Origin of the sequence: Massilia rubra, from assembly GCF_011682065.1 — a bacterium.
GTDB classification, from domain to species: Bacteria; Pseudomonadota; Gammaproteobacteria; order Burkholderiales; family Burkholderiaceae_D; genus Telluria_A; species Telluria_A rubra.
Map to the genome: position 1 here is coordinate 153,773 of NZ_VUYU01000005.1, position 23,980 is coordinate 177,752.

Sequence of the window (23,980 nt, forward strand, 5' to 3'; positions counted from 1 at the left end):
GGTGTCAGGAATAGGCGGTCGGTTCGGGAACGCTGCCATCGAGGACATAGCGTCCAAGGTCGCGCAGCTTGTAGTCGATCGGGTCGTGCAGGGTGTGCACGCGCACGTTGCGCCAGAAACGGTCGTAGCCGAATTTGGCCGAGGTGGCGCGCGCGCCGGTCAGTTCGAACATCTGGCTGCTGATTTCGATGCCGGCGCGGTGCGACAGGGCTTTCGCTTCGGCCACGGCCACCGCCACTTCGCCGCGTTCGCGTGCGGTGAGCAAGGCGCCCTTGTTAAAGGCGCGTTCCAGTTCATGGGCCGCGTGGTCGGCCAGCACCTGGGCGGGACGCAGCAGCAGCCACAGTTGGCCGTAGCGGTGCTGGATGAGCGGGTCGTCGGCAGCGGCGTCCACGCCAGACGCGAACCACGGGCGCGACTGCTCGCGCGTGTACTCGCGGGCGGCGTCAAAAGCGCCGCTGGCGATGCCCAGGTACAGATTGGCCATGATCAGCTGCGCCACCTGCGAGCGCAGGGTCGCTTGCGCGGTGGGGACCTGGCCGGGCGCTTGCAGCACGTACTGCGCCGGCAGGTGTACCTGGTCGAAGTGGACGTTGCCGCTGTCGGTCTGCTTCTGGCCGAAGGCGTCCCAGTCGGCCTGCACGCGCACGCCCGCCTGCGCGGTCGGCACCACGCCGATCAGCGCTTCGCCGGCGGCGGCGTCCCAGGCCGACACGGTCAGCCAGTCGGAACCGACCGAGCCCGATGAAAAGCTCTTGACGCCATCAAGGGTAAAGCCGTCGGCGCCGCGCAGCGCCGTGGTGCGCTGGTCGAGGGGATTCAAGGCGTTACCCCAGAACAGGCCCTGTTCGACAGTGCTTGTCAACAGGTGGCGCTGCTGCTGCGCGCTGCCGTACAGGCGAATCCCGGCCAGTTGCAGGTGATGGAAGCCGAACACGTGGGCCAGCGCGCTGTCGGCGCGCGCCAGGATGCGGATCGCCTCGTACACGACAGGCCACGGGGCGCCCTGGCCGCCGAATTCGGTGGGGATCGACAAGGTCAGCAAACCCGATGCGCGGATCCATTCGCGTTCTTGGGCCGCGTGGCCGCCGTCGCGGTCGCGCTGCACCGCGCTTGCGGCAAGGCGCTCGGCGAGGGCGGCGGCGACCCCCAGCGGATCGCTGGCGGGAATATCGGCGGAGGTATCGGAAGCGGGGCGGAGCAGGGTGGCTGACATGGTGGAACAAGCCTTGATGGACAGTCGAGGGGGCCAGTATTGCACCGGGGGTGGGGCGGCGTGAACGAAGATATCCACCCTTCCTTATGCGAAAACCGATGGAACGAAAAGCGCATATCGAAGCGCAAAAGCATTCGTTTCGATTTGCGCGCGTGCGCCGTAGCCTGTGTCCATTCGTTTGTTTGACCTCACACCGGATCGGAAACATCATGAGCGTACTTTTGCTGGGCGGGAGCCCGTCGGTATCGTCAAGCGGCGCCAGGTTGCTGCAGCACGTGGGCGACAAGCTCGCCCTGCACGGCCATCGCTGCCACACACTCCAGGTGCGCGATTTGCCGGCGCAGGCGCTGCTGCATGCGAGCTTCGACGATCCTGCCATCGTGCGGGCCACGGCGCTGCTGCAGGGCGTCGACGCCATCGTCGTCGCCACGCCGGTGTACAAGGCGTCTTACACGGGCATCCTGAAAGCCTTCCTCGACCTGCTGCCGCAAGATGGCCTGGACGGCAAGCTGGTGCTGCCGCTGGCCACCGGCGGCAGCCAGTCGCACATGCTGGTGCTCGATTACGCCTTGCGGCCGGTGCTGGCGTCGCTCTCGGCGCGCTTCATCCTGCCGGGGATCTATGCCACCTCCGACCAGCTGCGCTGGAACGCCGCCACTGGCTTGACGCTCGATGCGCCGATTGCGGCGCGCGTGGCGCGCGGTGTCGAGCAGCTCTCGTCCGAGCTGTTCGCGCTGCCGCAGCGCCGTCAGCAAGCGCAGCACGCCCGGCATTCGCTGGCTGCCTGACCATTCAAAAGAGAGAGCGCATCATGACTTCGCATCTGGAACAACGCAGCGCGCGCCGCCGCACCCTGGGAATGCTGTTCGCCGCCGCCGTTGCAGGGGCCTTGCCCGGCGCCGCCAGTGCGCAAAGCGCGAAGGTGGTGCGCATCGGTTACCAGAAATACGGCACGCTCACGCTGCTCAAAGGGCGCGGCACGCTGGAAAAACGGCTGGCCGCCAAAGGCGTGACGGTCAAGTGGACCGAGTTCCCGGCCGGCCCGGTACTGCTCGAAGGGCTCAATGTCGGCAGTATCGACTTCGGCACGGTGGGCGAAGCGCCGCCGATCTTCGCCCAGGCAGCGGGGGCCAACCTGGTCTACGTGGGCAACGAGCCGCCGTCGCCAGGGTCGGAAGCGATCGTGGTGCCCAAGGGTTCGACGATTCGCACCTTGGCCGATTTGAAGGGCAAGAAAATCGCCCTCAACAAAGGCTCGAACGTGCACTACCTGCTGGTGCGGGCGCTGGAAAAGGCCGGCATCGACTACAAGGATGTGCAAACCGTGTTCCTGCCGCCGGCCGACGCGCGCGCCTCGTTCGAGCGCGGCGCGGTGGACGCGTGGGTGATCTGGGACCCGTTCCTGGCCGCCGCCGAAAAGCAGCTCGGCGCGCGCGTGCTGGCCGATGGCACTGGCCTGGTGTCGAACCACCAGTTCTACCTGGCGGCGCGCCCGTACGCCGAGGCGCAGCCGGAGATTGTCCGCATCGTCATCGAGGAACTGGCCAAGGTCGACGAGTGGGGCAGCAAGAATATCAGGGACGTCACCGCCATCCTGGCGGCGCAGACGGGCCTGGAGAGCAGCATCGTGGAGCTGGCGGCGCAACGCTATTCGTATGGCGTCAAGCCGGTCACGCCGGAAGTCATTCGCGAGCAGCAGAAGATCGCCGATGTTTTCGCCAAGCTCAAACTGATTCCGAAACCGATTGTCGTCAAGGATGCGCAGCTGGCGTTCAAGCTCTAAATTCAGGAGTATTACCATGTCGTTGAATGTGTTCTGGTTTATCCCCACCCATGGCGATAGCCGCTATCTTGGTACCAGCAAGGGTGCGCGCAGTGTCGATGCCGACTATCTGCGCCAGGTCGCCGTTGCAGCCGATACCCTCGGCTACGACGGCGTCCTTCTGCCAACCGGGCGTTCCTGCGAGGACGCCTGGGTGGTGGCCTCGTCGCTGATGGCCGTCACGCAGAAGCTCAAGTTCCTGGTGGCGATCCGTCCCGGCCTGTCGACGCCGGGGCTCGCGGTGCGCATGGCCTCGACCTTCGACCGCCTGTCGAACGGGCGCCTGTTGATCAATGTGGTGACCGGGGGCGACCAGGGCGAACTGGAAGCGGACGGCCTGTTTGCGGACCACAGCAAACGTTACGAAATTTCGGATGAATTTTTCCGCATCTGGCGCGCCACCATGGCGGGCGAGGGCGGCGCGGCCGGTTACGATTTCGAGGGCAAGCATTTGCAGGTCAAGGGCGCAAAAACCCTGTACCCGCCGGTGCAAAAGCCGTATCCGCCGCTGTACTTCGGCGGTTCGTCCGAACCCGCGCACGAACTGGCGGCCGAGCAGATGGACGTGTACCTGACCTGGGGCGAGCCGCCGGCCGCCGTGGCCGGGAAGCTGGCCGATATTCGCGCGCGCGCCGCCAAACACGGACGCACCTTGCGCTTCGGGATTCGCCTGCATGTGATCGTGCGCGAAACGAACGAGGCGGCGTGGCGCGCGGCCGACGAATTAATCAGCCATCTCGATGACGACGTCATCGCCAAGGCGCAGGCGGCGTTCGCGAAGATGGATTCGGTCGGCCAGCGCCGCATGGCGGCCCTGCACGGCGGCCGGCGCGACAAGCTGGAGGTGTCGCCCAATCTGTGGGCCGGCGTGGGCCTGGTGCGCGGCGGCGCCGGCACCGCGCTGGTGGGCGACGCCGAAACGGTGGCCGCGCGCATGCGCGAATATGCGGACCTGGGGATCGAGACCTTCATCTTGTCCGGCTATCCGCACCTGGAAGAATCGTACCGCTTCGCCGAACTGGTGTTCCCGCTGCTGGGCAAGGGAAAACAAGCGGGCGAACAGTCGATCACGGGGCCGTTCGGCGAGATGATGGCCAGCGATATCTTGCCGAAGAAGGCGGCCTGACCATGGCCGGCGCTGACGCGGCCTTGGCCTCGGCCTTGGCCTTGCGCGGCCGGCAGCGGCCATCGGCACTGGCGCCGTGGGCGCTGCCGGTGGCGCTGATCCTGGCTTGGCAGGTGGCGGCGCAGGCGGGCTGGCTGTCGAGCCGCATCCTGCCGGAGCCGTGGGCCGTGGCCAAGGCGTTCTGGAGCCTGGCCGTGTCGGGCGAGCTGTGGCAGCACCTGCGCACCAGCTTGTGGCGCGCGGTGAGCGGCTTCGCCATCGGCGCCGGGCTGGGTTTGTTGCTGGGGTTGCTGAACGGCAGCGTCAAGCGGGCTGAAACCTTGCTCGACACCACCTTGCAAATGATCCGCAACATTCCGGCGCTGGCCCTGATTCCCTTGGTCATCCTGTGGTTCGGCATCGACGAGACCGCCAAGCTGTTCCTGCTGGCGATCGGGGTGTTTTTTCCGGTGTACCTGAATACCTTTCACGGCATTCGCTCGGCCGACCAGGGGCTGATCGAGATGGCGCGCAGCTATGGTTTGGCGGGCTGGCCGCTGTACCGCGATGTGATCTTGCCGGCGGCGCTGCCGTCGATCCTGGTGGGCGTGCGCTTTTCGCTGGGGCTGGTGTGGGTGCTGCTGATCGTGGCGGAAACCATTTCGGCCCAGGCCGGTATCGGCTACATGACCATGAATGCGCGCGAATTCCTGCAAACCGATGTCGTGCTGGTTGGCATTTTGCTGTACGCCCTGTTGGGCAAGGCCGCCGATCTGTTGTCGCGCGGATTGGAAAAGCACTTCTTGCGCTGGAATCCGGCGTACCGCTGATCACCATCGGAATAAGCATCGGGATAGAGCATGCAAATCAATCGGATCGAGGAAAGCACGGTCGGCGCCGCCGCCGCGCTGGGGCAGCATGGCGTGGGCGTGTCGCTGCGCGGTGTAACGAAAAGCTACGCCGGACGCGAAGTGCTGGGCGGAATCGACCTGGATCTGGCGCCCGGCGAGTTTGTCGCCGTGATCGGACGCAGCGGTTGCGGAAAGAGCACCTTGCTGCGCACCATCGCTCAGCTCGAAACCCTGGACGCCGGCCAGATCCGCATCGGCGATGGGCGCCGCGCTCCGGACGTGCGCATCATGTTCCAGGAAGCGCGCCTGTTGCCGTGGAAGAGCGTGCTGGAGAACGTGGCGCTGGGTTTGCCAGGCTCGCGCGAACGCGCCGCCGCCGCGCTGGACACGGTCGGCCTGGCGGCCCGCTCTGGCGACTGGCCGACGGAATTATCCGGCGGCCAGCGTCAGCGCGTGGCCCTGGCGCGCGCGCTGGTGCACGAGCCGCAATTGTTGCTGCTCGATGAACCGCTGGGCGCGCTCGACGCCTTGACCCGCATCGAGATGCAACACCTGATCGAATCGCTGTGGCTGGCGCGCGGCTTCACCGCCGTGCTGGTCACGCACGATGTGCAGGAAGCGCTGGCCCTGGCCGACCGCGTGCTGTTGGTCGAGGATGGGCGCATCAGCCTGGACCTGCACGTGGACTTGCCGCGTTCGGGCCGGCGCGGCACGGCGGCGTTTGCCGCGCTGGAGCAGAGCGTACTGGCACGGGTGCTGCGCAAATAGATCAGGTGGCGTTGCCCGCGCTGCTGTTATTCCTTGCCGATGCTGCGGCGCTGTTGTCGGGCGTCCGCCTGGCGCACGCGGTCGAGCAGGGCGTCGAGGGCGACCATGCCATTGTCGTCCGGACTTACATCGCTTGCCTTGACGCCACGGATGCTGCGCAGCTGGCTCGAGTCAATGTAGATTTTCTCATCACGTAGGGTGGCACGCGACCACGACACATTGCCCCCATCTTCGCTGACGACGATAGGCTGGCGCGTGATGCTAAAACTCGGACCCCATTCGCCGATGTGCGATCTGAAAATCCGGACCGGTCCGGCCTCGCCGAGTAGCACTTTGTCGACATTCACTTCCATGATCTGGCAGCCGGGCGAATTATAGATACATACCCTGCCTGTCCCGTCAGGGGCGCAAGGGGAAGTACAATCGTCGGCGCCAAACGGCAGCAAGGTTATTTTCTGCACATGACCGGTGAGAACCACATCCTGTGCCGACGCGTTGAAGAATGCGCAGGGCAGGACGAGGGCGAGAAGGAATGATGTTACCTGGCGCATTGCGGCTCCCTTCCTTGATTGACATTCCGATAAAGTAAATCAGGGTGCCGGATCAGAATTCCATACTGCCGGGCGGCCGATTCATCGTCTGCTATCTGATTCATGCATGGATTCCTGGCCAGCCTGGCAGCGTATCGTCCGGCGTATCGGGGGCCGGGAAATAGAATTCGATATTGAATTTTTCGGCCAGTTGACGTCCTACCATCCTGGCATGTTCGGCTTCCGGCCAGGGAGGAACGGCGCCGTTGAAGAGTCGAATATCGCCGTCAGTCGGGATTGTGCCCAAACAGATGGTTTCCAGCTTGTCGTTTTTCCTGACGATGCAATCGAGTCCAAGGAACCAGCCGTTCGAATCGCCGTCCCAAAGCGCCTGGATGCAGACCGGCGGTGCGTCCATGGCCGCCAGTCTTTCGCACAGGCGTTCGTAGCTGACAGCCTCGCGCGCCGCAAGCAGTTCCAGTCGTGCACTTTCCGCCAACGCGGGACCGACACGCTGACGTTCCGCTTCGCAGTAGGCCAAGTCCCAGGGAACGGCGATGCCGCCTTCAATCAGGCGGCCGATGACGCAGAGATCGAACGCGGTATCGAGAGCAGCGCAGTTCTCGGTGAATTTCCATTTCCATCCACAGGCGAGCAGCCATCGTCCCTTGAACGCGTCGTGCAGCAGGCGCATTGCTTCGCCGTAATCTAGCCCGGGGGATTGCGCAAGCACGGAGCGCAACGCAACGCTGGGCAAGGTACCGGACAAAATGCTGGAAGCGATCGTATCGGATGTGGGAGGCATGGGCATCTTGGGTTGTTTTCTTGTAAAACGTCGGCGTAAGGATTTTTTGATGTCATATGATATTCCACGCCGGATCAGGGCGCTTTGGCCGGTGCAACCATGCGCTGGCAGAAGCGCTGCACCGTGGGTCCGCACAGCATCACGATCGTGAACGCGGCCGGCCATGCCGCCAGGAATGCCCGCATCCAGCGCGCCGTGTAGTCCGGACCAAACCCGAGATTGAGCCACGTTACCCATCCTGTCATGAGAAACGACATCAGTGCCGACATCACGACGCTAAACAGCAGCCGTGTCTTGAATTGATTGGACATGGTGTTCGCCTTGAAGTTCCAGAAGCCGATCAGCGTAATCAATTGCGAATCGCTATACTAGAGCGACAACATCAATCTCTAATTCCAAAAAACGACATCATGATGCTCGATGACCTGTCCCTGTTCGTCGCCATCGTCGAGGCAGGCAGCCTGGCGACGGCGGCCGGCAGCATGCAACTGCCGGCCGCTACGGTGACGCGGCGATTGCAGGCGCTGGAGCGCGCGCTCGGTTACAAATTGCTCAACCGCAGTGCACGCCGCATGCAGCTCACGGCCGAAGGTGCGCAATACTACGAACAGTGCCGCCCGCTGATCCATGCGCTGCGCCAGGCCACCCAGCGCCTCGATGCCACCCTGGGCGCCATTTCCGGCCATATTCGCGTGCTGGCTCCCGTGCATCTGGCGCAGGGCTACTTCCGGCAGGCGTGGTCGGGCTTCCTGCGGTCCTATCCCGAGGTGACGCTGGAGGTGGAGATGTCGAACGAGCTCGTCGACGTGGTCGGCAGCGGCGCCGACCTGGCGATCCGCGTGGGCGAGCAGCAAGATTCCAGCCTGAACCAGAAGCTCCTGGCCAGCACCGACCTGATGCTGGTTGCCTCGCCGGCCTACCTGGAAGCGGCCGGCGTGCCGCGCACGCCAGGCGAGCTGGAGGCGCATGCGCGCATCGTCGGCCGTCCGCTCACACGCTGGAAACTGCGCGATCCGGCCGACAGCCAGGAAGTCGTGGTGCAGGGCGCGCCGCGCTTCCAGGCCAACCAGATGGACCTGGCGCTGTCGATGGCGCTCGACGGCTTGGGCATCATGCTGTGCCCCGGCACCATGGGCCGCCAGCACGTGGCCTCCGGCGCGCTGGTGGTGGTCCTGCCCGGCTGCAGCACCGAGCGGCGTCACATTTATGCGGCCTGGTCGCAGCAGCGCTACCTGCCGGCGCGGGTGCGCGCCTTGCTCGATTATCTGAGCGAATTCTGCGCCGTCCATCCGCTGTGAGCGCGCAGCGCGTGCGCACGATAGAGTTTCTTCTGAAAAACATTCACCGAAGGGGTTAGAATGTTCCCATGAAGATTCGTGTCGCTACCTATAATATCCACAAAGGCGTGTCCTCCATCCGGAGCACACCACGCGTGCTGGCCCTGAAAAAGGCCATTGCCCAATTCGATGCGGACGTCGTGTTCCTGCAGGAAGTCCAGGGCAAGCACGACCGCAACTCGGCCAAGTTTGGCGACGAGAGCCGGGGACACCGCCATTGGCCCGAGCGTGCCCAGCACGAATATTTCGCGGGCGACTCGCATCATTCGGCCTACGGCATGAACGCCGTCTACGATCACGGTCACCACGGCAACGCCTTGCTGTCGGCGTATCCCATCGGCGGCACGCATAACCACGACGTGTCGGACCATGCCTATGAACAGCGCGGCATCCTGCACTGCATCCTCGATACGCCCGAATGCCAGGTGCACTGCTACGTCGTCCACCTGGGCCTGTTCGAATCGGGGCGCGGACGGCAGACGCAGGCGCTGATCGATTGCGTGAAGGCATCCGCGCCGAATGGCGAGCCGGTCATCATCGCGGGCGACTTCAACGACTGGCGCAACAACCTCAGCGACAAGCTGCGCAGTGAGCTGGGCGTGGTCGAAGTGTTCGACGAACTGGGTGCGCGTTCCCGCCTTGGCGACCTGGTGCGCAGCTTTTCGGGGCGCGAAAAGCCGGTCACGCCGGCGCGCACCTTTCCCGCCGCGTTGCCGTTTTTCCGCCTCGACCGCATCTATGTGCGCGGCTTCAAGGTGGACGCGGCCGAGGTCTTGCATGGTACCTTATGGGCGAAATTATCCGATCACGCCCCGATCGTGGCCAACCTCAAGCTGGCCTGAGGCTTTGCAACCAACCTGAAGCACTATGCGCTCGGTCCATTACACCGCCCACAACGATATCACCCTGCTTGAAACCGGACTGGAGTTCTTCCCGGCCTTGATTGCGGCAATCGATGCGGCGCAGTACGACATTTACTTCGAAACCTACATCTTCGCCGACGACGCCACCGGCCGTTCGGTGGCCGACGCCCTGTGCCGCGCTGGCGAGCGCGGCGTGAAGGTGCGCGTGGTCACCGACTGGTGGGGCACCGGGCATGCGCAATCGACCCGCCTGGGCATGGCCTTTGCGGCCGCCAACGTGCGTTTTCGCGCCTTTAATGCCTGGTTCAAGCGCGGCGTGGCCCGCACCCACCGCAAGATCGTCGTGGTCGACCGCGCGGTGGCCTTTGTCGGCGGCATTAACGTCAACGACGACTGGTACTGCGATTACGATCCGGGCAAGCGCCTGCCGGCGCCGCGCTGGGACTTTGCGGTGCAGGTGCGCGGCCCGCTGGTGGCGGCCATCCACCACGAAATGCAGACCCAATGGGCGCGCGTGGGCCATCTGGGGCTGATGAAGCGGATCGGCCTGTTCCGCGAAATGCGCAAGAACCAGGCGCAGGAAGGCGACAAGCCGATGCAGGCGGCCTTCGTGGTGCGCGACAGCCTGCGCAACCGCCACACCATCCAGCGCGCTTACCTGCACGCCATCGGCCACGCCAAGAAAAGCGTTCTGCTGGTCAATCCCTACTTCGCCCCCGGACACAAATTTCGCAAGGCCCTGGCCATCGCGGCCGAGCGCGGCGTCGAGGTCAAGCTGCTGATCGGCGTGGGCGAAATCAAGCTGCAGGACATGGTGGCGCGCTCGTTCTATCCGAAGCTGCTCGACAGCGGGGTCGAAGTGTACGAATACCGCAAGACCCAGCTGCACGCCAAGGTGGCGGTGGTCGACGACGACTGGTCGACGGTCGGGTCGAGCAATTGCGATGGCTTGTCCCTGTTCTTGAACCAGGAAGCCAATGTGGTGGTCAAAGACCACGCATTCGCCCGGACCATGCGCGAACACATCCGGGGTGGGATTGCGGACGGCGTCATGATTTGCCAGGAAGATTTTGAGCACGTGGGATGGGTACGGCGCAGCGGCTACGAGGTGGCGTATTTCTTCTATAAAATGGCGATGCGGATTTTCGCTATAGGATATGCCTGATGGACAATGTACGAATAGACAAATGGTTATGGGCGGCGCGCTTTTTCAAGACGCGTTCGCTGGCGACGGACGCGGTCGATACGGGCAAGGTGCGCCTCGATGGCGAGCGCATCAAGCCGGCGCGCACGGTCAAGCTGGAGGACAAGCTCCTCATCGACAACGGCGCCGATACGTGGGAAGTGCGGGTACTGCGCATTTCGGACGTGCGGGGTGGGGCGCCGGTGGCGCGCACCTTGTATGAAGAAACCGAGGAAAGCGTGAGCAAGCGCGAGAACGATGCCGAGGCGCGCAAGCTGTACCGTGAGCCGGGGACGACCATCAAGGGCCGGCCGACCAAGCGCGACCGGCGGGCGATCAGCAAGGCGGGCGAGTAAGCGCTCGCATTTCTGCCTGCGGCAGCAAAGTTTCGCCCCTGCTCATGGTGGTGATCGACCCATCTTGCATGGTTCGTCGCTTTTTCGAGGCACAATGCATGTGTCGCCCTATTCTGTACTGCCCAAGCAGAAAACAATTTTCCCGGTTGAATATATCGTTGTATGATCAACAGTCGACATAGATGAGTGACTGGGTCTTTTTTATGGTTCGCCAATCCCTCATTCGTCAATGCACTGCTTATAAAGCGAGGAAAGTCTGTGGGCGCATCGAGCAGCGGCGATACCGAAGGGTTGCGAACATTCGTCATCGGGACGCCTGACTCGTCATCCGGCTACGCGATTCCCCCCGCACCGGGCGAACGCGACACCGCAACATGGCTGGCATATGCGCAATCCATCACTATCTCCGGTGTCCGGATCAACAAGGGATTTATCTATTTCGGACCGACGCTGCTGGCGTTTTCCGGACGGCCCGATCCGTCCCTGATCGACCCGCGCAAGATCGTCGCGCCGCAAGGCGACTATGCGCAGCCGCTTCCCGAGGAGTGGCCAAGCTATTCGGATACCACGCCCGCTGCGCGCAGGGCATACCTGAACTGGCTCGGCGACGGGCGCAGCGCACCGGATGCCGACATCGGTTATGTCTTCCTCTATTTTTACGGGCTTGAACGCCGCATCATTCTCGATATTCTGCGTGACGGCATCGGCCGCAGCGACTTTCCGCATCTGTACAAAGAACTCAAGCGCCTGTACGCCCTGTACTCGGATAAATCCCCCACGTTTCGTCGCCACTGCGCGCAGCTGATCGAACTGGTCGAGGTTGAGCTTAGCGAAGGGAAGTTGTACACCCATGATGTCGTGGTCTTTTACGCAGCATGGGGATTTCCTTTCCTGATCCGCCTGGCGCTGGGACAGGCGGTTCAGGACGGCCTGCCGGTTCCAGCCCACCTCGCACTGGCATGGGCCGAGCACGATCCCGGCATTGTTCGTCGCACCGCGTTTACCCGATGTCTTGCCGAATTCCGGCAGCTTTTCATGCTGACCTATGTCGCCATTCACGGTGCGGGCATGATGATCACGCCGAACAGGACCAGGCTGAAACTGAGTTACCAACCGGCGTCGGCTGGTTTCGACGGATGCGGTGGCGTCGATATGGATGTCGGCGACATTCCCGATATCTCGGCCCTGACAGCGCCGGTACGCGCGCTGCAGGAGGTGGTGGATGACTGCGTCTTGCAGCTCGACGCTTTGAGCCGCTATCTGGGACGCAATCCGGATGGCCGTGGCAAGTTCGACGCAATCTGTACGCTTCCGGTGGCGCTATGGCCCACTCCAATCAGGAACTCGCTGGCATTGGCCCCCATGATGGTGCGCGACGGCCCCAGGCTGATGTCGTTCGGCGAACTGCTCGCCTTGTTCGATCTGATAGAAGTTCCTGGGAAGGACCAGCAACAGGTGCTGTTCGGCGCGCTTGAGCTGGAACGGGTAAGCATCGAGCCCGCCATCTCGGCAACAACACGTGCGTTCGTTTCAACCGATCCGCTGGTCCTGTTCGCATCCGGTGATGTCCCTGGCGAGATGCCGGTGGACGGGCCCTATGAGGTGGCGCGCCTCAGTGTCGAGCTTGCGGCCGCGATTGCCCATGCCGACGGCGATTTTTCCGAGCATGAATTCGCACATTTGAATGACAGCATCGGGCGCTGGGAGCATCTTGCCTCAGCGGCGCGGGCGCGTTTGGCGGCCTACGCCTGCCTGTTGCGCGCAAACCCGGTCGCCCTGTCGTCGATGAAGAAGAAAGTCGAGATGCTCGACACGCAGAGCCGCAGCTCCATCGCGGCCTTCGCCGCTACCATGGTGCTGGCCGACGGCGTCGCGTCGACCGACGAGATGCGCCTGCTCGAAAAAGTGTATCAGCAGCTTGGCCTTGAACGCCGCGACCTCTACAGCGACATTCATGCGGCCGATTTGGGCGGTGCTGTACCTGCCCAGGGCATGCACGAGGGTGCTGCAGCCAATCCCGGCACGTTTGCACTGGATGCTGCAAAAATTGCGGCTCTTCAGGCGTCCAGCCGGCAGCTTGCGGAACGCCTGGCGAGTATTTTCGAGGACGACCCGGAACCGGCGCCGGCGCCAGCTACGCCGCCACCGGTAGCATCCCCGGGACCGCAGCAGTCCACCTCGATCATGGGCCTGGACCAGGCGCACAGTACGTTTGCCCGCATTCTCACATCGCGCGCAAGCTGGCAGCGCGCGGAGTTGGTCGACCTGGCGGGCGCCCTTGCCATCATGCTCGACGGCGCGCTTGAACGCCTGAACGAAGCCAGCCTCGATGAACTCGACATCATGTTCAGCGAAGGTGACGACCCAATTGATATCAATCCAGAGATCGTGGAGAAACTGACCCAATGAGCGCACCAACAATTCGTCCCCGCGACCGTGACGCGGTCATTCAATCGCTGCGTGCCGGCGTGGCGCCACGACAGGGCCAGCACCTGATCCAGGTGGGCCGCCATCTGGAAATTGAAGCCTTGATCCAGGACGTCGAACGCATCGCCGATGGCGGTTCGACGATCCGCTTCGTGATTGGCGAGTACGGAGCCGGAAAGACCTTTTTTCTTAATCTGGTGCGCGCGGTCGCAATGGAACACAAGCTCGTTACCGCGAATGCCGATCTGAATCCCGACCGCCGGCTGCATGCTACCGGTGGCCAGGCGCGCTCGCTGTATGCAGAGTTGATGCGCAATCTCTCGACACGCACCAAACAAGATGGCGGAGCGATCAGCGCGATTGTCGAGCGTTTCATTTCGACGGCAAAGAGCGAGGCTGCCGCGGCTGGTTCCACGACCGACGCCGTGATCCGTTCCAGGCTGGCCAATTTGACCGAGATGGTCAACGGCTACGACTTTGCCGATGTCATCGCTTGCTATTGCCGGGGATTTGATGAAGGCAATGAACAGCTTAAAGCCGACGCCGTGCGCTGGCTGCGTGGCGAGTTCACTACCAAAACCGAAGCGCGCCAGGCGCTTGGCGTACGGACCATTATCGACGATGCGAATTTCTATGACCAGCTCAAGCTGTTCGCACGCTTTGTGCGTCTGGCCGGCTATACGGGATTCGTCGTCTGCCTGGATGAACTCGTCAATCTATACAAATTGTCCAATACGCAGGCGCGTAATGCGAATTACGAACAGATCCTGCGCATCCTGAACGATTCGCTGCAGGGCTCCGCCGAAGGACTTGGCTTCATTCTGGGCGGCACGCCGGAATTCTTGATGGATACGCGGCGCGGTCTGTTCAGTTATCCCGCGCTGCAAAGCCGCCTGGCCGAGAACACCTTCGCCAAAGCCGGGCTGGTCGATTTCAGCGGTCCCGTGGTGCGCCTGGCCAGCCTGTCGCCCGAGGACTTCTACGTCATGCTGGAGAAGCTGCGCAACGTCTATGCCTTTGGTGACCCGGAAAAATACCTGTTGCCGGATGAGGCCATCGCCCCCTTCATGCAGCACTGTTCGCGCCGCCTTGGCGATGGCTATTTCCGCACGCCGCGTACCACCATCACCGCGTTTATCAATCTGCTGGCTGTGCTGGAACAAAATCCGGGGCAGGATTGGCGCGTCCTGATCGATGCAGTCCAACTGAGTCCCGATACGGGCGGACTGGCCGACAGCCAGTTCGACACCGATGATGAACTGGCGTCCTTCAAACTGTAGGCCATGGCAACCCTATCGTCCTCGTTCGACTTGCTCGATGAGCGGATTCGCCGCTGGATCTGGTCGGCAGGATGGTCCGAACTGCGCGAGGCGCAGGAGCGTGCGATTCCTGCCATCTTGACGGCGGACCACGATGTGATCGTTGCGGCCGCTACCGCTGCGGGAAAAACGGAAGCGGCCATGCTGCCCGTGCTGACGAATTTGCTCAAGGACGACGACGGGCTGGCACTGACACTGTATATCAGCCCGCTCAAGGCCCTCATTAACGACCAGTTCGGGCGCCTGCTTCCGCTGTGCGAGACGCTCGACATTCCCGTGTGGCCATGGCATGGCGATATTTCGTCCTCGTCCAAAAGCCGTTTCCTGAAGCGTCCGTCCGGCGTGCTCCTGATCACGCCGGAGTCGCTGGAGGCGATTTTATGTAACCGGGGATTTTCGGCCCCGACACTGTTTGCCGGGCTGCGTTACATCGTCGTCGATGAACTGCATGCGTTCATCGGCAGCGAACGCGGCAAGCAGCTGCAATCGCTGATGCAAAGGGTCGAGCTTGCCGCTGGCGCCAGGGTGGCGCGCATCGGATTATCGGCCACGCTCGGCGACATGAGGCTTGCCGCCGACTTTCTCAGGCCGCGTGCTGCCGACGGCGTCGAGACCATCGTCTCGACATCGGAAGGGGGAGACCTCAAGTTGCTCATCAAGGGATATGTCGTGCTCGCGCCCAAGGATCGGGAGGCGGACGATGCCGACGAACATCCCGAAGCCGAGGCGGTGCGTTCGATAGCCGGCCATATGTTCAAGACGCTCAAAGGGTCGAACAATCTGGTTTTCCCGAACAGCCGTGGAAAGGTCGAACAATACACCTACGAGCTGCAAAAACTATGCGCTGCCGAAGGAATGCCAAACGAGTTCTGGCCCCATCACGGCAGTTTGTCGCGCGAGCTTCGGGAGGAGACCGAAGCGGCGCTGAAAAGCAAGGACCGGCACGCAACGGCGGTCTGCACGAATACATTGGAACTCGGGATCGATATCGGTGCCGTCAAGTGCGTCGTCCAGGTTGGCCCGCCACCTTCGGTCGCCAGCTTGCGCCAGCGCCTCGGACGATCCGGGCGGCGGCCCGGAGAATCGTCGATTTTGAGAGGATACGCAATTGAGCAGGAAATCCATTCAGAGTCCGATCTTTCAAGCTTGTTGCGGGAAGACCTGTTTGAATTCGCCGCGATGACCAGTCTGCTGTTGGAAGGATGGGTGGAGCCGCCGCGGCCTCGGGGCATGCACTTGTCCACCCTGGTGCAGCAACTGTTGTCGTTGATTGCTCAACGCGGAGGCATGATGGCGCCTGAGGCCTATCGTATCCTGTGCGAGGCTGGCCCATTCGATGCGGTCGGTAAAGCCGATTTTGTTTCGCTGCTCAGTCATTTGGGGGCAAAGGACATCCTGATGCAGGATGCGTCCGGTGTGCTTTTGCATGGAGCAAAGGGTGCCCCACTGGTGAATCACTACACTTTCTATGCAGCGTTCAGCGCGGAGGAAGAGTTTCGTATCATTTCCGGCACACGTACGCTAGGCTCGGTGCCGGTATCGAGCGCGCTATCCGTCGGCGACTTTATCCTGTTCGCAGCCAGAACATGGCGCGTCGACGAGGTTGACGAAGCGTCAAAATCGATCTACGTCACTCAGCATCAGGCGGGCCGTCCGCCGAGATTCAGCAACGGCGCAGGCATGGTGCACGACAAAGTGCGCGAGCGGATGAAAAAGCTTTACGAGGGCACCGACGATACCGGCTTCCTCGATCCGGCCGCTGTGCGCTTGCTCGCTGAAGGCCGGGACACCTATCGCCGCTATGATATCGGTCGCCGGCCCCTGCTGCATGTTGATGGCCGTGCGCTCATCCTTTCATGGCAAGGCGATGCCCGGAACGCGACAATTGCGATGCTTTTGAGAATGAAGGGGTTTTCTGTCGGGTGTTACGGTGCCATTCTCACGATCGAACAAGCGGGGGCCGAGCTCGCCGAGGTCAGCAAAGCGCTGCAGGCAATCGCATCCATGCCATTGCCACCGATCGAGGACTTGCTGGCTAACGCATTGAACCTCAGGCAGGAAAAATGGGACTCGGCTTTGCCGGAAAATCTGCTTCAACGCTCGTTTGCGAGCCAGAAGTTGGACCTGGCAGGCGCGCATGAATGGATTAAATCCCAGTGGTATACCTGACCTGCCACCCTTATCATTCGGTGTAGAAATTACTTGCGAGGAATCATATTTGCTGCACTGCAGCAATAGACCCCCACCTCTAAGTTCCCGTTTGACATTTGCTTTGTAGTGGATAATAGTACGAGCGTTCGGATTTATATTCAACGGGTCGCATTTTTAACTACCAACGGGACCATCTATTAACACTTCAGTCAAATTCATGCGCAAGGGCGAGCTCACGCGGGCCGCCATCCTGGACGTCGCGCTCGACCTCGCCAGCCGCGATGGTCTCGAAGGGCTGACGATCGGTTTGCTCGCGGACAAAATGAACATGAGCAAGTCTGGCGTGTTCGCGCACTTCGGTTCGCGTGAAGACTTGCAGATGGAAGTGCTCAAGCTCTACCACCACCGTTTCGAGCAGGAAGTGTTTTTCCCGAGCGTCAAGGAGCCGCGCGGCATTTCGCGCCTCAAGGCCATGAATGCCCGCTGGATCAAGCGCGTCAGCGTCGAGATCGCCTCCGGCTGCATCTATATCAGTGGCGCCGTCGAATACGACGACCGTCCCGGCCCGATTCGCGAAGAACTGGTGTCGATGGTGCGTGCGTGGCAGGGAGCACTGCTAAGATGCGTGGAGCAGACCATCGAATGCGGCGACCTCAAGCCCGATACCGACGCCAACCAGATGGTCTACGAGATGTACGGCCTGATCCTGGCGCTGCACCACGATGCGCGATTCCTGCGTCGTCCGGGCAGCGTCGATCGCGCGCGCAGCGGCTTCGAGCGCCTGATCATGAATTACCAGAATCCGTCCAAGAATCAAGCGCAATAAGCGAATCAAATCGCAGTAATCGAATCAAGGGAACCTCGAACAACCTACTGCGCGGCGCAATTTTCGCCCTGCGATGCTCACCGTACCTTCGTACGGCTGCGCTTCTCGGGCGAAACTTGCACCGCTCGCTACGGTTTTTCGAGGTCCCCTCAAGTACCGAGTCATCACCTTGCCGGGTCCAGCAGTCGCTGGCCTGGTCATCAACCATACGTTCGTCAGGAGAAAATCATGGGTCAATACGTCGCGCCAATTCGGGATATGCAGTTCGTGCTGCACGAGTTCCTCAATGTATCCGACGAATTGAAGCAGTTGCCGAAATTCGAAGATGTCGACGCCGACATCATCAACCAGGTGCTGGAAGAGGGTGCCAAGTTCACGCAGGACGTGCTGTTCCCGCTGAACCACTCGGGCGATCGCGAAGGCTGCCACTATGATGCGGCGACCAAGTCGGTGACCACGCCAAAAGGCTTCAAGGAAGCCTACAAGCAGTACGTCGACGGCGGCTGGGCAGCGCTCGCGTGCGACCCGGAATACGGCGGCCAGGGCTTGCCGGTCGTGCTGAACAACTCGTTCTACGAAATGCTCAACTCCTCCAACCAGGCCTGGTCGATGTACCCTGGCCTGTCGCACGGCGCCTACGAGTGCCTGCTGGAGCACGGCACCGACGAACAGAAAAAAACCTACCTGCCGAAACTGGTCTCGGGCGAATGGACCGGCACCATGTGCCTGACCGAATCGCACTGCGGCACCGACCTGGGCATGCTGCGCTCGAAAGCGCTGCCGCAGGACGACGGTTCGTGGCTGATCACCGGTTCGAAGATTTTCATCTCGGCCGGCGAACATGACGTCGCCGAAAACATCCTGCACCTGGTGCTGGCGCGCGTGCCGGACGCACCGGAAGGCTCGAAAGGCATTTCGCTGTTCCTGGTGCCGAAGTTCCTGCCGAACGCGGACGGCACCCTGGGCGAGCGCAATCCGATTTTCTGCGGCGCGATCGAAGAAAAGATGGGCATCCACGGTAACTCGACCTGCCAGATGAACCTGGACGGCGCTAAAGGCTGGATCATCGGCCAGCCGAACAAGGGCCTCAACGCCATGTTCGTGTTCATGAACGCGGCCCGCCTGGGCGTGGGCATGCAGTCGCTCGGCCTGACCGAAGTGGCGTACCAGAACGCGCTGGTGTATGCCAAAGACCGCATCCAGATGCGCAGCCTGTCGGGCGTCAAGGCACCTGACAAACAAGCCGACCCGATCATCGTGCACGCCGACGTGCGCCGCATGCTGCTCACCGCCAAGGCCTACGCCGAAGGCGCGCGCGCATTCACGTCCTACGCCGCGCTGCAGATCGACCGCGAACTGCATCACCCCGACGAAGAAGTGCGCAAGGATGCCGCCGACGAAGTCGCGCTGCTCACGCCAGTCATCAAGGCCTTCATTACCGACAACGGCTGGATCGCTACGTCGGAAGCGATGCAGGTCTACGGCGGCCACGGTTACATTTCCGAGTGGGGCATGGAGCAGTACGTGCGCGACGCGCGCATCAACCTGATTTACGAAGGCACCAATACGATCCAGTCGCTCGACCTGCTGGGCCGCAAGGTCCTGATGGACAACGGCGCCAAGCTGCGCAAGTTCGGCGAGAAGATCAAGAACTTCGTTGAAGAAAACGGCACCGATGAAGCGCTGTCGGAGTTCATCACGCCGCTGGGCGACCTGGGCGACAAGGTCACCAAGCTGACCATGGAAATCGGCATGAAGGCATTCCAGAATCCCGATGAAGTGGGCGCGGCGGCGGTTCCTTACCTGCGCGTTGTCGGTCACCTGATCTACAGCTACTTCTTCGCGCAGATGGCGAAGATCGCGCTGGCCAAGGAAGACTCGGGCGACAACTTCTACAAAGCCAAGCTGGCCACGGCGCGCTTCTACTTCGCGCGCCTGCAGCCTGAAACGGCCATGCTGATCCGCCAGGCGCGTTCCGGCTCGGCCAACCTGATGGCGCTCGACGCCGACTTGTTCTAATTAGCCAAGTGCTCCCTGTAGCAACCGGCGCCTCATCGTCGTTCCCGCGCAGGCGGGAACCCAAGTTCGCAGCGTATCGACGAACTTGGACCCCCGCCTGCGCGGGGGCGACGGATGCAGGCGGCGTGAGGTGACGGGAATGACGAAGCAGCAAACCTGAAAAACAAAGGAAAGCCATGACCAATTTCATCGTTAAAAAAGTCGCCGTGCTCGGCGCCGGCGTGATGGGTGCGCAAATTGCCGCCCACTGCGTCAACGCCAAAGTACCGGTCGTCCTGTTCGACCTGCCTGCCAAAGACGGCAACAAGAACGGCATCGTGCAGCGCGCCATCGACAACCTGAAAAAACTCAGCCCTGCGCCACTCGGCAACAAGGATGACGCCGCGCTGATCGAAATCGCCAACTACGAAGATAACCTCGAGCTGCTGGCCGGCTGCGACCTGATTATCGAAGCCATCGCCGAGCGCATGGACTGGAAACACGACCTGTATAAAAAGGTCGCTCCGCACATCGCGCCGAACGCGATCTTCGCGTCGAACACCTCCGGCCTGTCGATCACCACCCTGGCCGACGGTTTCGACGCCGAACTCAAAGCGCGCTTCTGCGGCGTTCACTTCTTCAACCCGCCGCGCTACATGCACCTGGTCGAAATCATCCCGACCGAGTCCACCAAGCCGGAAATCGTCGACCAGCTCGAAGGCTTCCTGACCACCACCCTGGGCAAGGGCGTCGTGCGCGCCAAGGACACCCCTAACTTCATCGCCAACCGCGTCGGTATCTTCGGCATGCTGGCGATCATCCACGAAGCCGAAAAATTCGGCCTGACCGTGGACGTGGTCGACGACCTGACCGGCGCCAAGCTCGGTCGCGCCAAGTCGGGCACCTTCCGTACCGCCGACGTGGTCGGGCTGGACACGATGGGCCATGTGATCAAGACCATGCAGGACAACCTGGCCGACGATCCCTTCTTCGCCGTCTACAAAACCCCGGACGTGCTGGCCAAGCTGGTCGCCGCCGGTGCGCTCGGCCAGAAAGCCGGCGCCGGTTTCTACAAAAAGGTCGGCAAGGATATCCAGCGCCTCGATTTTGCCACCGGTGACTACGTCGCCGGCGGCGGCAAGGCTGCCGACATCGTCGCCCGCATCCTGAAAGAAAAGGATCCGGTCAAGAAGATGAAAGCGCTGCGCGAATCGACCAACCCGCAAGGCCAGTTCCTGTGGGCGATCTTCCGCGACGCCTTCCACTACATCGCCGTCCATCTGGGCTCGATCGCCGACAACGCGCGCGACGTCGATTTCGCGATGCGCTGGGGCTTCGGCTGGAACGTCGGTCCTTTCGAAACCTGGCAGGCATCGGGCTGGACCCAGATCGCCAACTGGGTCAAGGAAGACATCGACGCCGGCAACGCACTGTGCTCGGCGCCGCTGCCGGCATGGGTGTTCGAAGGCCAGGTCGCCGAGAAAGGCGTGCACACGCCTGAAGGTTCGTTCTCCGCGTCGAAAAACGCCTACGTGCCGCGTTCCACCCTGGCCGTGTACGAGCGCCAGCCGTTCCGCGCACCGGTGCTGGGCGCCGGCGCTGTCGACGGCAAGACCGCCGGCGTGACCTTCCACGAAGACGACTCGGTGCGCATCTGGCACCAGAACGACGACGTGCTGATCATCTCGCTCAAGACCAAGATGCACGTCATCGGCGAAGGCGTGATCAACGGCCTGAAAATGGCGCAGCTTGAGGCTGAAAAGAACTTCAAGGGCCTGGTCATCTGGAATGCCGACGCAGCCGAAGGCGGCGCCTTCTCGGCCGGCGCCGACCTGCAAGCCGCACTGCCGCTGTTCATGCAAGGCGGCGCCAAGGCCATGGAGCCGGGTATCGCGCTGCTGCAAGATACCTTCATGGCGATGAAATATTCGAGCATTCCGGTGGTCGCTGCGGTGGCGGGCCTGGCACTGGGCGGCGGCTGCGAAATGGCGCTGCACGCGTCCAAGCGCGTCGCTTCGATCGAGTCGTACATCGGCCTCGTTGAAGTCGGCGTGGGCCTGATTCCAGCTGGCGGCGGCCTGAAAGAAGCGGCTGCACGCGCTTCCGGCGAAGCCAAGGGTTCGGACATCCTGCACTTCCTGAAAACCGGCTTTACCAACGCGGCAACGGCCAACGTGTCGAAATCGGCGCTGGAAGCGAAAGCGATGGGTTACCTGAAAGAAGACGACGTCATTGTCTTCAACCCGTACGAACTGCTGCACGTGGCAAAAGTCGAAGCGCGCGCCATGTTCGACGCCGGCTATCGTCCTCCGATGAAGAAGACGATCACCGCGACCGGCCGCTATGGCTGGGCGACCATCCGTGCGCAACTGGTCAACATGCGCGACGGCGGTTTCATCTCCGCGCACGACTACAAGCTGGGCGACATGATCGCCGAGATCGTGAGCGGTGGCGACATCGACCAGGGCAGCCAGTTGAGCGAGCAGTGGTTCCTCGACATGGAGCGCAAGGCCTTCCTCGAACTGCTGAACCATCCGAAATCCCAGGAACGGATCATGGGCATGATGCAGACCGGTAAACCGGTACGCAACTGATCGACCCGCAATGTCGATCCTGAGCTTAGCGTTCAAATTTCTACTGCGAGTGAGGCCAAGCATGGTGTATGACCGTATCAAGCAGCAAATGATGGACACGCTGCCGTTTGTGCAGCTGCTGGGAATCCGGATCGACGCGATCGGCAACGGCACCTCCGAGGTGTCGATGCCGGCCGACCCGAAACTGAACAACCACCTTGGCACGCAGCACGCCGGGGCGCTCTTCACGCTGGCCGAAACGGCCTCCGGCGCGGCCATGGCGGGCGCGTTCGCCGACCTGATTCTCGGTCTGCGGCCGGTGGCCAAGGAGTCGCGCATCCAGTACCAGAAAGTGGCCAAGGGCGCGACGCGCGCCAGCGGCCGCGTTCCGGGCGATGTGGCGGCGCTCAAGGCCACGCTCAAGGCGGACGGCAAGGTGGCGTTTCCGGTGGAAGTCGATATCTTCGACGAACACGGAACGCTGGCGGCGCAGGTGCAGGTCGACTGGTATTTGTCCGAAAAACGGTAATCAGTTCATCCCCATTTCGAACCACAGAATTTTTGAGAGAACACTATGAGCAAACAACTTCAAGACGCCTACATCGTCTCCGCAACCCGCACCCCGATCGGCAAGGCGCCGCGCGGCATGTTCAAGTCCATGCGCCCGGACGACCTGCTGGTGCGCGCGATCCAGTCCGCGATGGCGCAGGCGCCCGGCCTCGATCCGGCGCTGATCAACGACGCCATCATCGGCTGCTCGTTCCCGGAAGCCGAACAAGGCTTTAACATCGCCCGCATGTCGGTGCTGCTGGCCGGCCTGCCGAAAACCGTTGGCGGCGTGACGGTCAACCGTTACTGCGCGTCGGGCATCACCGCCATTGCCATGGCGGCCGACCGCATCCGCGTCGGCGAAGCCGATGTGATGATCGCCGGCGGCGTCGAATCGATGTCGATGGTGCCGATGATGGGCCACCACCCATCGATGAACATGAATATGTTCACCGACGAAAACGTCGGCATGGCCTACGGCATGGGCCTGACCGCGGAAAACGTGGCCAAGCAGTGGAAAGTGACGCGCGAGCAGCAGGACGCGTTCTCGGTCGAGTCGCACCGCCGCGCCATCGCCGCGCAGCAGGCCGGCTTCTTCAAGGACGAGACCACCCCGGTCGAGATCATCACCCGCACGCCGAACCTGGCCACCGGCCAGGTCGACATCACGACCCGCACGGTCGATACCGATGAAGGCGCGCGCGCCGATTCGACCATCGAGTCGCTCGGCAAGCTCAAGCCGGTGTTCGCGGCCAAGGGCACCGTCACCGCCGCCAACAGCTCGCAGATGTCCGATGGCGCCGGTGCGCTCCTGATCGTCAGCGAAAAAATCCTGCGCGAGCATAACCTGACCCCACTGGCCAAGTTCTCCTCGTTCGCGGTGCGCGGCGTGCCGCCTGAAATCATGGGCATCGGCCCGAAGGTGGCCATTCCGGCAGCGCTGGCCGCCGCCGGCATCACCCAGGACCAGCTCGACTGGATCGAACTGAACGAAGCGTTCGCCGCGCAGGCGCTGGCGGTGATCGGCGACCTGGGCCTGGACCCGGCCAAGGTCAACCCGATGGGCGGCGCGATTGCGCTGGGCCACCCGCTGGGCGCGACCGGTGCGATCCGCGCCGCGACCGTGATCCACGCGCTGCGCCGCAATAACCTCAAGTACGGCATGGTCACGATGTGCGTCGGTACCGGCATGGGCGCGGCAGGCATTTTCGAACGCGTATAAGCATCGGTTAAACTGCAGGGGACCCTATAGGGAACCCTATAGTCATCAAGGGCGCTGTGGCTTATCCCCGGCGCCCTTT

General features: G+C 62.4%; 21 protein-coding genes. 17 read left to right on the forward strand and 4 right to left on the reverse strand.

All coding sequences use genetic code 11. The annotated features are described in order from the left end of the window. Positions 1-4: 4 nt before the first annotated feature. Positions 5-1,216 carry an acyl-CoA dehydrogenase family protein gene (locus F0185_RS09290; protein WP_167223697.1) on the reverse strand — a complete coding sequence of 404 codons (1,212 nt, stop codon included), beginning with the start codon at positions 1,214-1,216 and terminating at the stop codon, positions 5-7. Positions 1,217-1,425: 209 nt separating this feature from the next. Between F0185_RS09290 and ssuE the strand changes: the two genes are divergently transcribed. Genes ssuE through F0185_RS09315 form a run of 5 tightly spaced genes read left to right on the forward strand, consistent with a single transcriptional unit; the run spans position 1,426 to position 5,762 of the window. Then, a complete protein-coding gene (gene ssuE / locus F0185_RS09295; RefSeq protein ID WP_167223699.1) occupies positions 1,426-2,004 on the forward strand; it encodes an NADPH-dependent FMN reductase in 579 nt (192 codons plus the stop codon). Between the two features lie 23 nt (positions 2,005-2,027). After that, a complete protein-coding gene (locus tag F0185_RS09300) occupies positions 2,028-2,999 on the forward strand; it encodes a sulfonate ABC transporter substrate-binding protein (RefSeq protein ID WP_167223701.1) in 972 nt (323 codons plus the stop codon). A gap of 22 nt (positions 3,000-3,021) precedes the next feature. Next, the gene (gene ssuD, locus F0185_RS09305; protein WP_187362486.1) at positions 3,022-4,164 is read left to right on the forward strand and encodes an FMNH2-dependent alkanesulfonate monooxygenase; all 1,143 of its coding nucleotides are present in this window, start codon (positions 3,022-3,024) and stop codon (positions 4,162-4,164) included. A 2-nt stretch (positions 4,165-4,166) separates the two neighbouring features. After that, the gene (ssuC, locus tag F0185_RS09310; RefSeq protein WP_167223705.1) at positions 4,167-4,973 is read left to right on the forward strand and encodes an aliphatic sulfonate ABC transporter permease SsuC; all 807 of its coding nucleotides are present in this window, start codon (positions 4,167-4,169) and stop codon (positions 4,971-4,973) included. A gap of 30 nt (positions 4,974-5,003) precedes the next feature. Continuing rightward, complete coding sequence (locus F0185_RS09315) at positions 5,004-5,762, forward strand: ATP-binding cassette domain-containing protein (RefSeq protein ID WP_167223707.1); 759 nt, start codon at positions 5,004-5,006, stop codon at positions 5,760-5,762. A 26-nt stretch (positions 5,763-5,788) separates the two neighbouring features. Here F0185_RS09315 and F0185_RS09320 read toward each other — a convergent pair whose 3' ends face one another. The 3 genes from F0185_RS09320 to F0185_RS09330 form a co-directional block, all read right to left on the reverse strand. Then, complete coding sequence (locus tag F0185_RS09320; protein WP_167223709.1) at positions 5,789-6,313, reverse strand: hypothetical protein; 525 nt, start codon at positions 6,311-6,313, stop codon at positions 5,789-5,791. A 100-nt stretch (positions 6,314-6,413) separates the two neighbouring features. Next, entirely contained in the window at positions 6,414-6,986 is a 573-nt protein-coding gene (locus F0185_RS09325) for a hypothetical protein (protein ID WP_167223711.1), read from the reverse strand. 185 nt (positions 6,987-7,171) lie between these two features. After that, positions 7,172-7,450: a DUF2798 domain-containing protein gene (locus F0185_RS09330; RefSeq protein ID WP_229476848.1), complete on the reverse strand. Its 279-nt coding sequence runs from the start codon at positions 7,448-7,450 to the stop codon at positions 7,172-7,174. 57 nt (positions 7,451-7,507) lie between these two features. Between F0185_RS09330 and F0185_RS09335 the strand changes: the two genes are divergently transcribed. From F0185_RS09335 to F0185_RS09390, 12 genes are all read left to right on the forward strand, one after another. Continuing rightward, positions 7,508-8,395, forward strand: coding sequence for a LysR family transcriptional regulator (locus tag F0185_RS09335; RefSeq protein ID WP_229476850.1), 888 nt, complete (start codon positions 7,508-7,510; stop codon positions 8,393-8,395). Positions 8,396-8,463: 68 nt separating this feature from the next. After that, positions 8,464-9,276 carry an endonuclease/exonuclease/phosphatase family protein gene (locus F0185_RS09340; RefSeq protein WP_167223713.1) on the forward strand — a complete coding sequence of 271 codons (813 nt, stop codon included), beginning with the start codon at positions 8,464-8,466 and terminating at the stop codon, positions 9,274-9,276. Between the two features lie 25 nt (positions 9,277-9,301). After that, a complete protein-coding gene (clsB, locus tag F0185_RS09345) occupies positions 9,302-10,462 on the forward strand; it encodes a cardiolipin synthase ClsB (RefSeq protein WP_167223715.1) in 1,161 nt (386 codons plus the stop codon). Next, positions 10,462-10,836 carry an RNA-binding S4 domain-containing protein gene (locus F0185_RS09350; RefSeq protein WP_167223717.1) on the forward strand — a complete coding sequence of 125 codons (375 nt, stop codon included), beginning with the start codon at positions 10,462-10,464 and terminating at the stop codon, positions 10,834-10,836. The genes clsB and F0185_RS09350 overlap by 1 nt, the downstream gene beginning before the upstream one ends. A 258-nt stretch (positions 10,837-11,094) precedes the next feature. Continuing rightward, positions 11,095-13,245, forward strand: coding sequence for a tellurite resistance TerB family protein (locus F0185_RS09355; RefSeq protein ID WP_167223719.1), 2,151 nt, complete (start codon positions 11,095-11,097; stop codon positions 13,243-13,245). Next, positions 13,242-14,543 carry an ATP-binding protein gene (locus tag F0185_RS09360; protein ID WP_167223721.1) on the forward strand — a complete coding sequence of 434 codons (1,302 nt, stop codon included), beginning with the start codon at positions 13,242-13,244 and terminating at the stop codon, positions 14,541-14,543. The genes F0185_RS09355 and F0185_RS09360 overlap by 4 nt, the downstream gene beginning before the upstream one ends. A 3-nt stretch (positions 14,544-14,546) precedes the next feature. Beyond that, the gene (locus tag F0185_RS09365) at positions 14,547-16,751 is read left to right on the forward strand and encodes a DEAD/DEAH box helicase (protein WP_167223723.1); all 2,205 of its coding nucleotides are present in this window, start codon (positions 14,547-14,549) and stop codon (positions 16,749-16,751) included. A gap of 199 nt (positions 16,752-16,950) precedes the next feature. Next, positions 16,951-17,559 (forward strand): TetR/AcrR family transcriptional regulator, encoded by a 609-nt coding sequence (locus tag F0185_RS09370; protein ID WP_167223725.1) that lies wholly within the window; start codon positions 16,951-16,953, stop codon positions 17,557-17,559. Between the two features lie 228 nt (positions 17,560-17,787). Then, positions 17,788-19,578, forward strand: a complete 1,791-nt coding sequence (locus tag F0185_RS09375) for an acyl-CoA dehydrogenase C-terminal domain-containing protein (RefSeq protein WP_167223727.1) — start codon at positions 17,788-17,790, stop codon at positions 19,576-19,578. A gap of 176 nt (positions 19,579-19,754) precedes the next feature. Continuing rightward, positions 19,755-22,151: a 3-hydroxyacyl-CoA dehydrogenase/enoyl-CoA hydratase family protein gene (locus F0185_RS09380; RefSeq protein WP_167223729.1), complete on the forward strand. Its 2,397-nt coding sequence runs from the start codon at positions 19,755-19,757 to the stop codon at positions 22,149-22,151. Positions 22,152-22,212: 61 nt separating this feature from the next. Continuing rightward, complete coding sequence (locus F0185_RS09385; protein ID WP_167223731.1) at positions 22,213-22,659, forward strand: PaaI family thioesterase; 447 nt, start codon at positions 22,213-22,215, stop codon at positions 22,657-22,659. A gap of 45 nt (positions 22,660-22,704) precedes the next feature. Continuing rightward, positions 22,705-23,901: an acetyl-CoA C-acyltransferase gene (locus F0185_RS09390; protein ID WP_166890148.1), complete on the forward strand. Its 1,197-nt coding sequence runs from the start codon at positions 22,705-22,707 to the stop codon at positions 23,899-23,901. Positions 23,902-23,980 lie beyond the last annotated feature (79 nt).

Bases quoted from the DNA above. Each gene is read 5' to 3' on its own strand.
- F0185_RS09340 (WP_167223713.1), top strand. From the start codon at position 8,464: ATGAAGATTCGTGTCGCTACCTATAATATCCACAAAGGCGTGTCCTCC.
- F0185_RS09300 (WP_167223701.1), top strand. From the start codon at position 2,028: ATGACTTCGCATCTGGAACAACGCAGCGCGCGCCGCCGCACCCTGGGA.
- F0185_RS09375 (WP_167223727.1), top strand. From the start codon at position 17,788: ATGGGTCAATACGTCGCGCCAATTCGGGATATGCAGTTCGTGCTGCAC.
- F0185_RS09390 (WP_166890148.1), top strand. From the start codon at position 22,705: ATGAGCAAACAACTTCAAGACGCCTACATCGTCTCCGCAACCCGCACC.
- ssuC (WP_167223705.1), top strand. From the start codon at position 4,167: ATGGCCGGCGCTGACGCGGCCTTGGCCTCGGCCTTGGCCTTGCGCGGC.
- F0185_RS09320 (WP_167223709.1), bottom strand. From the start codon at position 6,313: ATGCGCCAGGTAACATCATTCCTTCTCGCCCTCGTCCTGCCCTGCGCA.
- ssuE (WP_167223699.1), top strand. From the start codon at position 1,426: ATGAGCGTACTTTTGCTGGGCGGGAGCCCGTCGGTATCGTCAAGCGGC.
- F0185_RS09380 (WP_167223729.1), top strand. From the start codon at position 19,755: ATGACCAATTTCATCGTTAAAAAAGTCGCCGTGCTCGGCGCCGGCGTG.
- F0185_RS09350 (WP_167223717.1), top strand. From the start codon at position 10,462: ATGGACAATGTACGAATAGACAAATGGTTATGGGCGGCGCGCTTTTTC.
- F0185_RS09290 (WP_167223697.1), bottom strand. From the start codon at position 1,216: ATGTCAGCCACCCTGCTCCGCCCCGCTTCCGATACCTCCGCCGATATT.
- F0185_RS09325 (WP_167223711.1), bottom strand. From the start codon at position 6,986: ATGCGCCTGCTGCACGACGCGTTCAAGGGACGATGGCTGCTCGCCTGT.
- F0185_RS09315 (WP_167223707.1), top strand. From the start codon at position 5,004: ATGCAAATCAATCGGATCGAGGAAAGCACGGTCGGCGCCGCCGCCGCG.
- F0185_RS09385 (WP_167223731.1), top strand. From the start codon at position 22,213: ATGGTGTATGACCGTATCAAGCAGCAAATGATGGACACGCTGCCGTTT.
- F0185_RS09365 (WP_167223723.1), top strand. From the start codon at position 14,547: ATGGCAACCCTATCGTCCTCGTTCGACTTGCTCGATGAGCGGATTCGC.
- F0185_RS09335 (WP_229476850.1), top strand. From the start codon at position 7,508: ATGATGCTCGATGACCTGTCCCTGTTCGTCGCCATCGTCGAGGCAGGC.
- clsB (WP_167223715.1), top strand. From the start codon at position 9,302: ATGCGCTCGGTCCATTACACCGCCCACAACGATATCACCCTGCTTGAA.
- F0185_RS09360 (WP_167223721.1), top strand. From the start codon at position 13,242: ATGAGCGCACCAACAATTCGTCCCCGCGACCGTGACGCGGTCATTCAA.
- F0185_RS09370 (WP_167223725.1), top strand. From the start codon at position 16,951: ATGCGCAAGGGCGAGCTCACGCGGGCCGCCATCCTGGACGTCGCGCTC.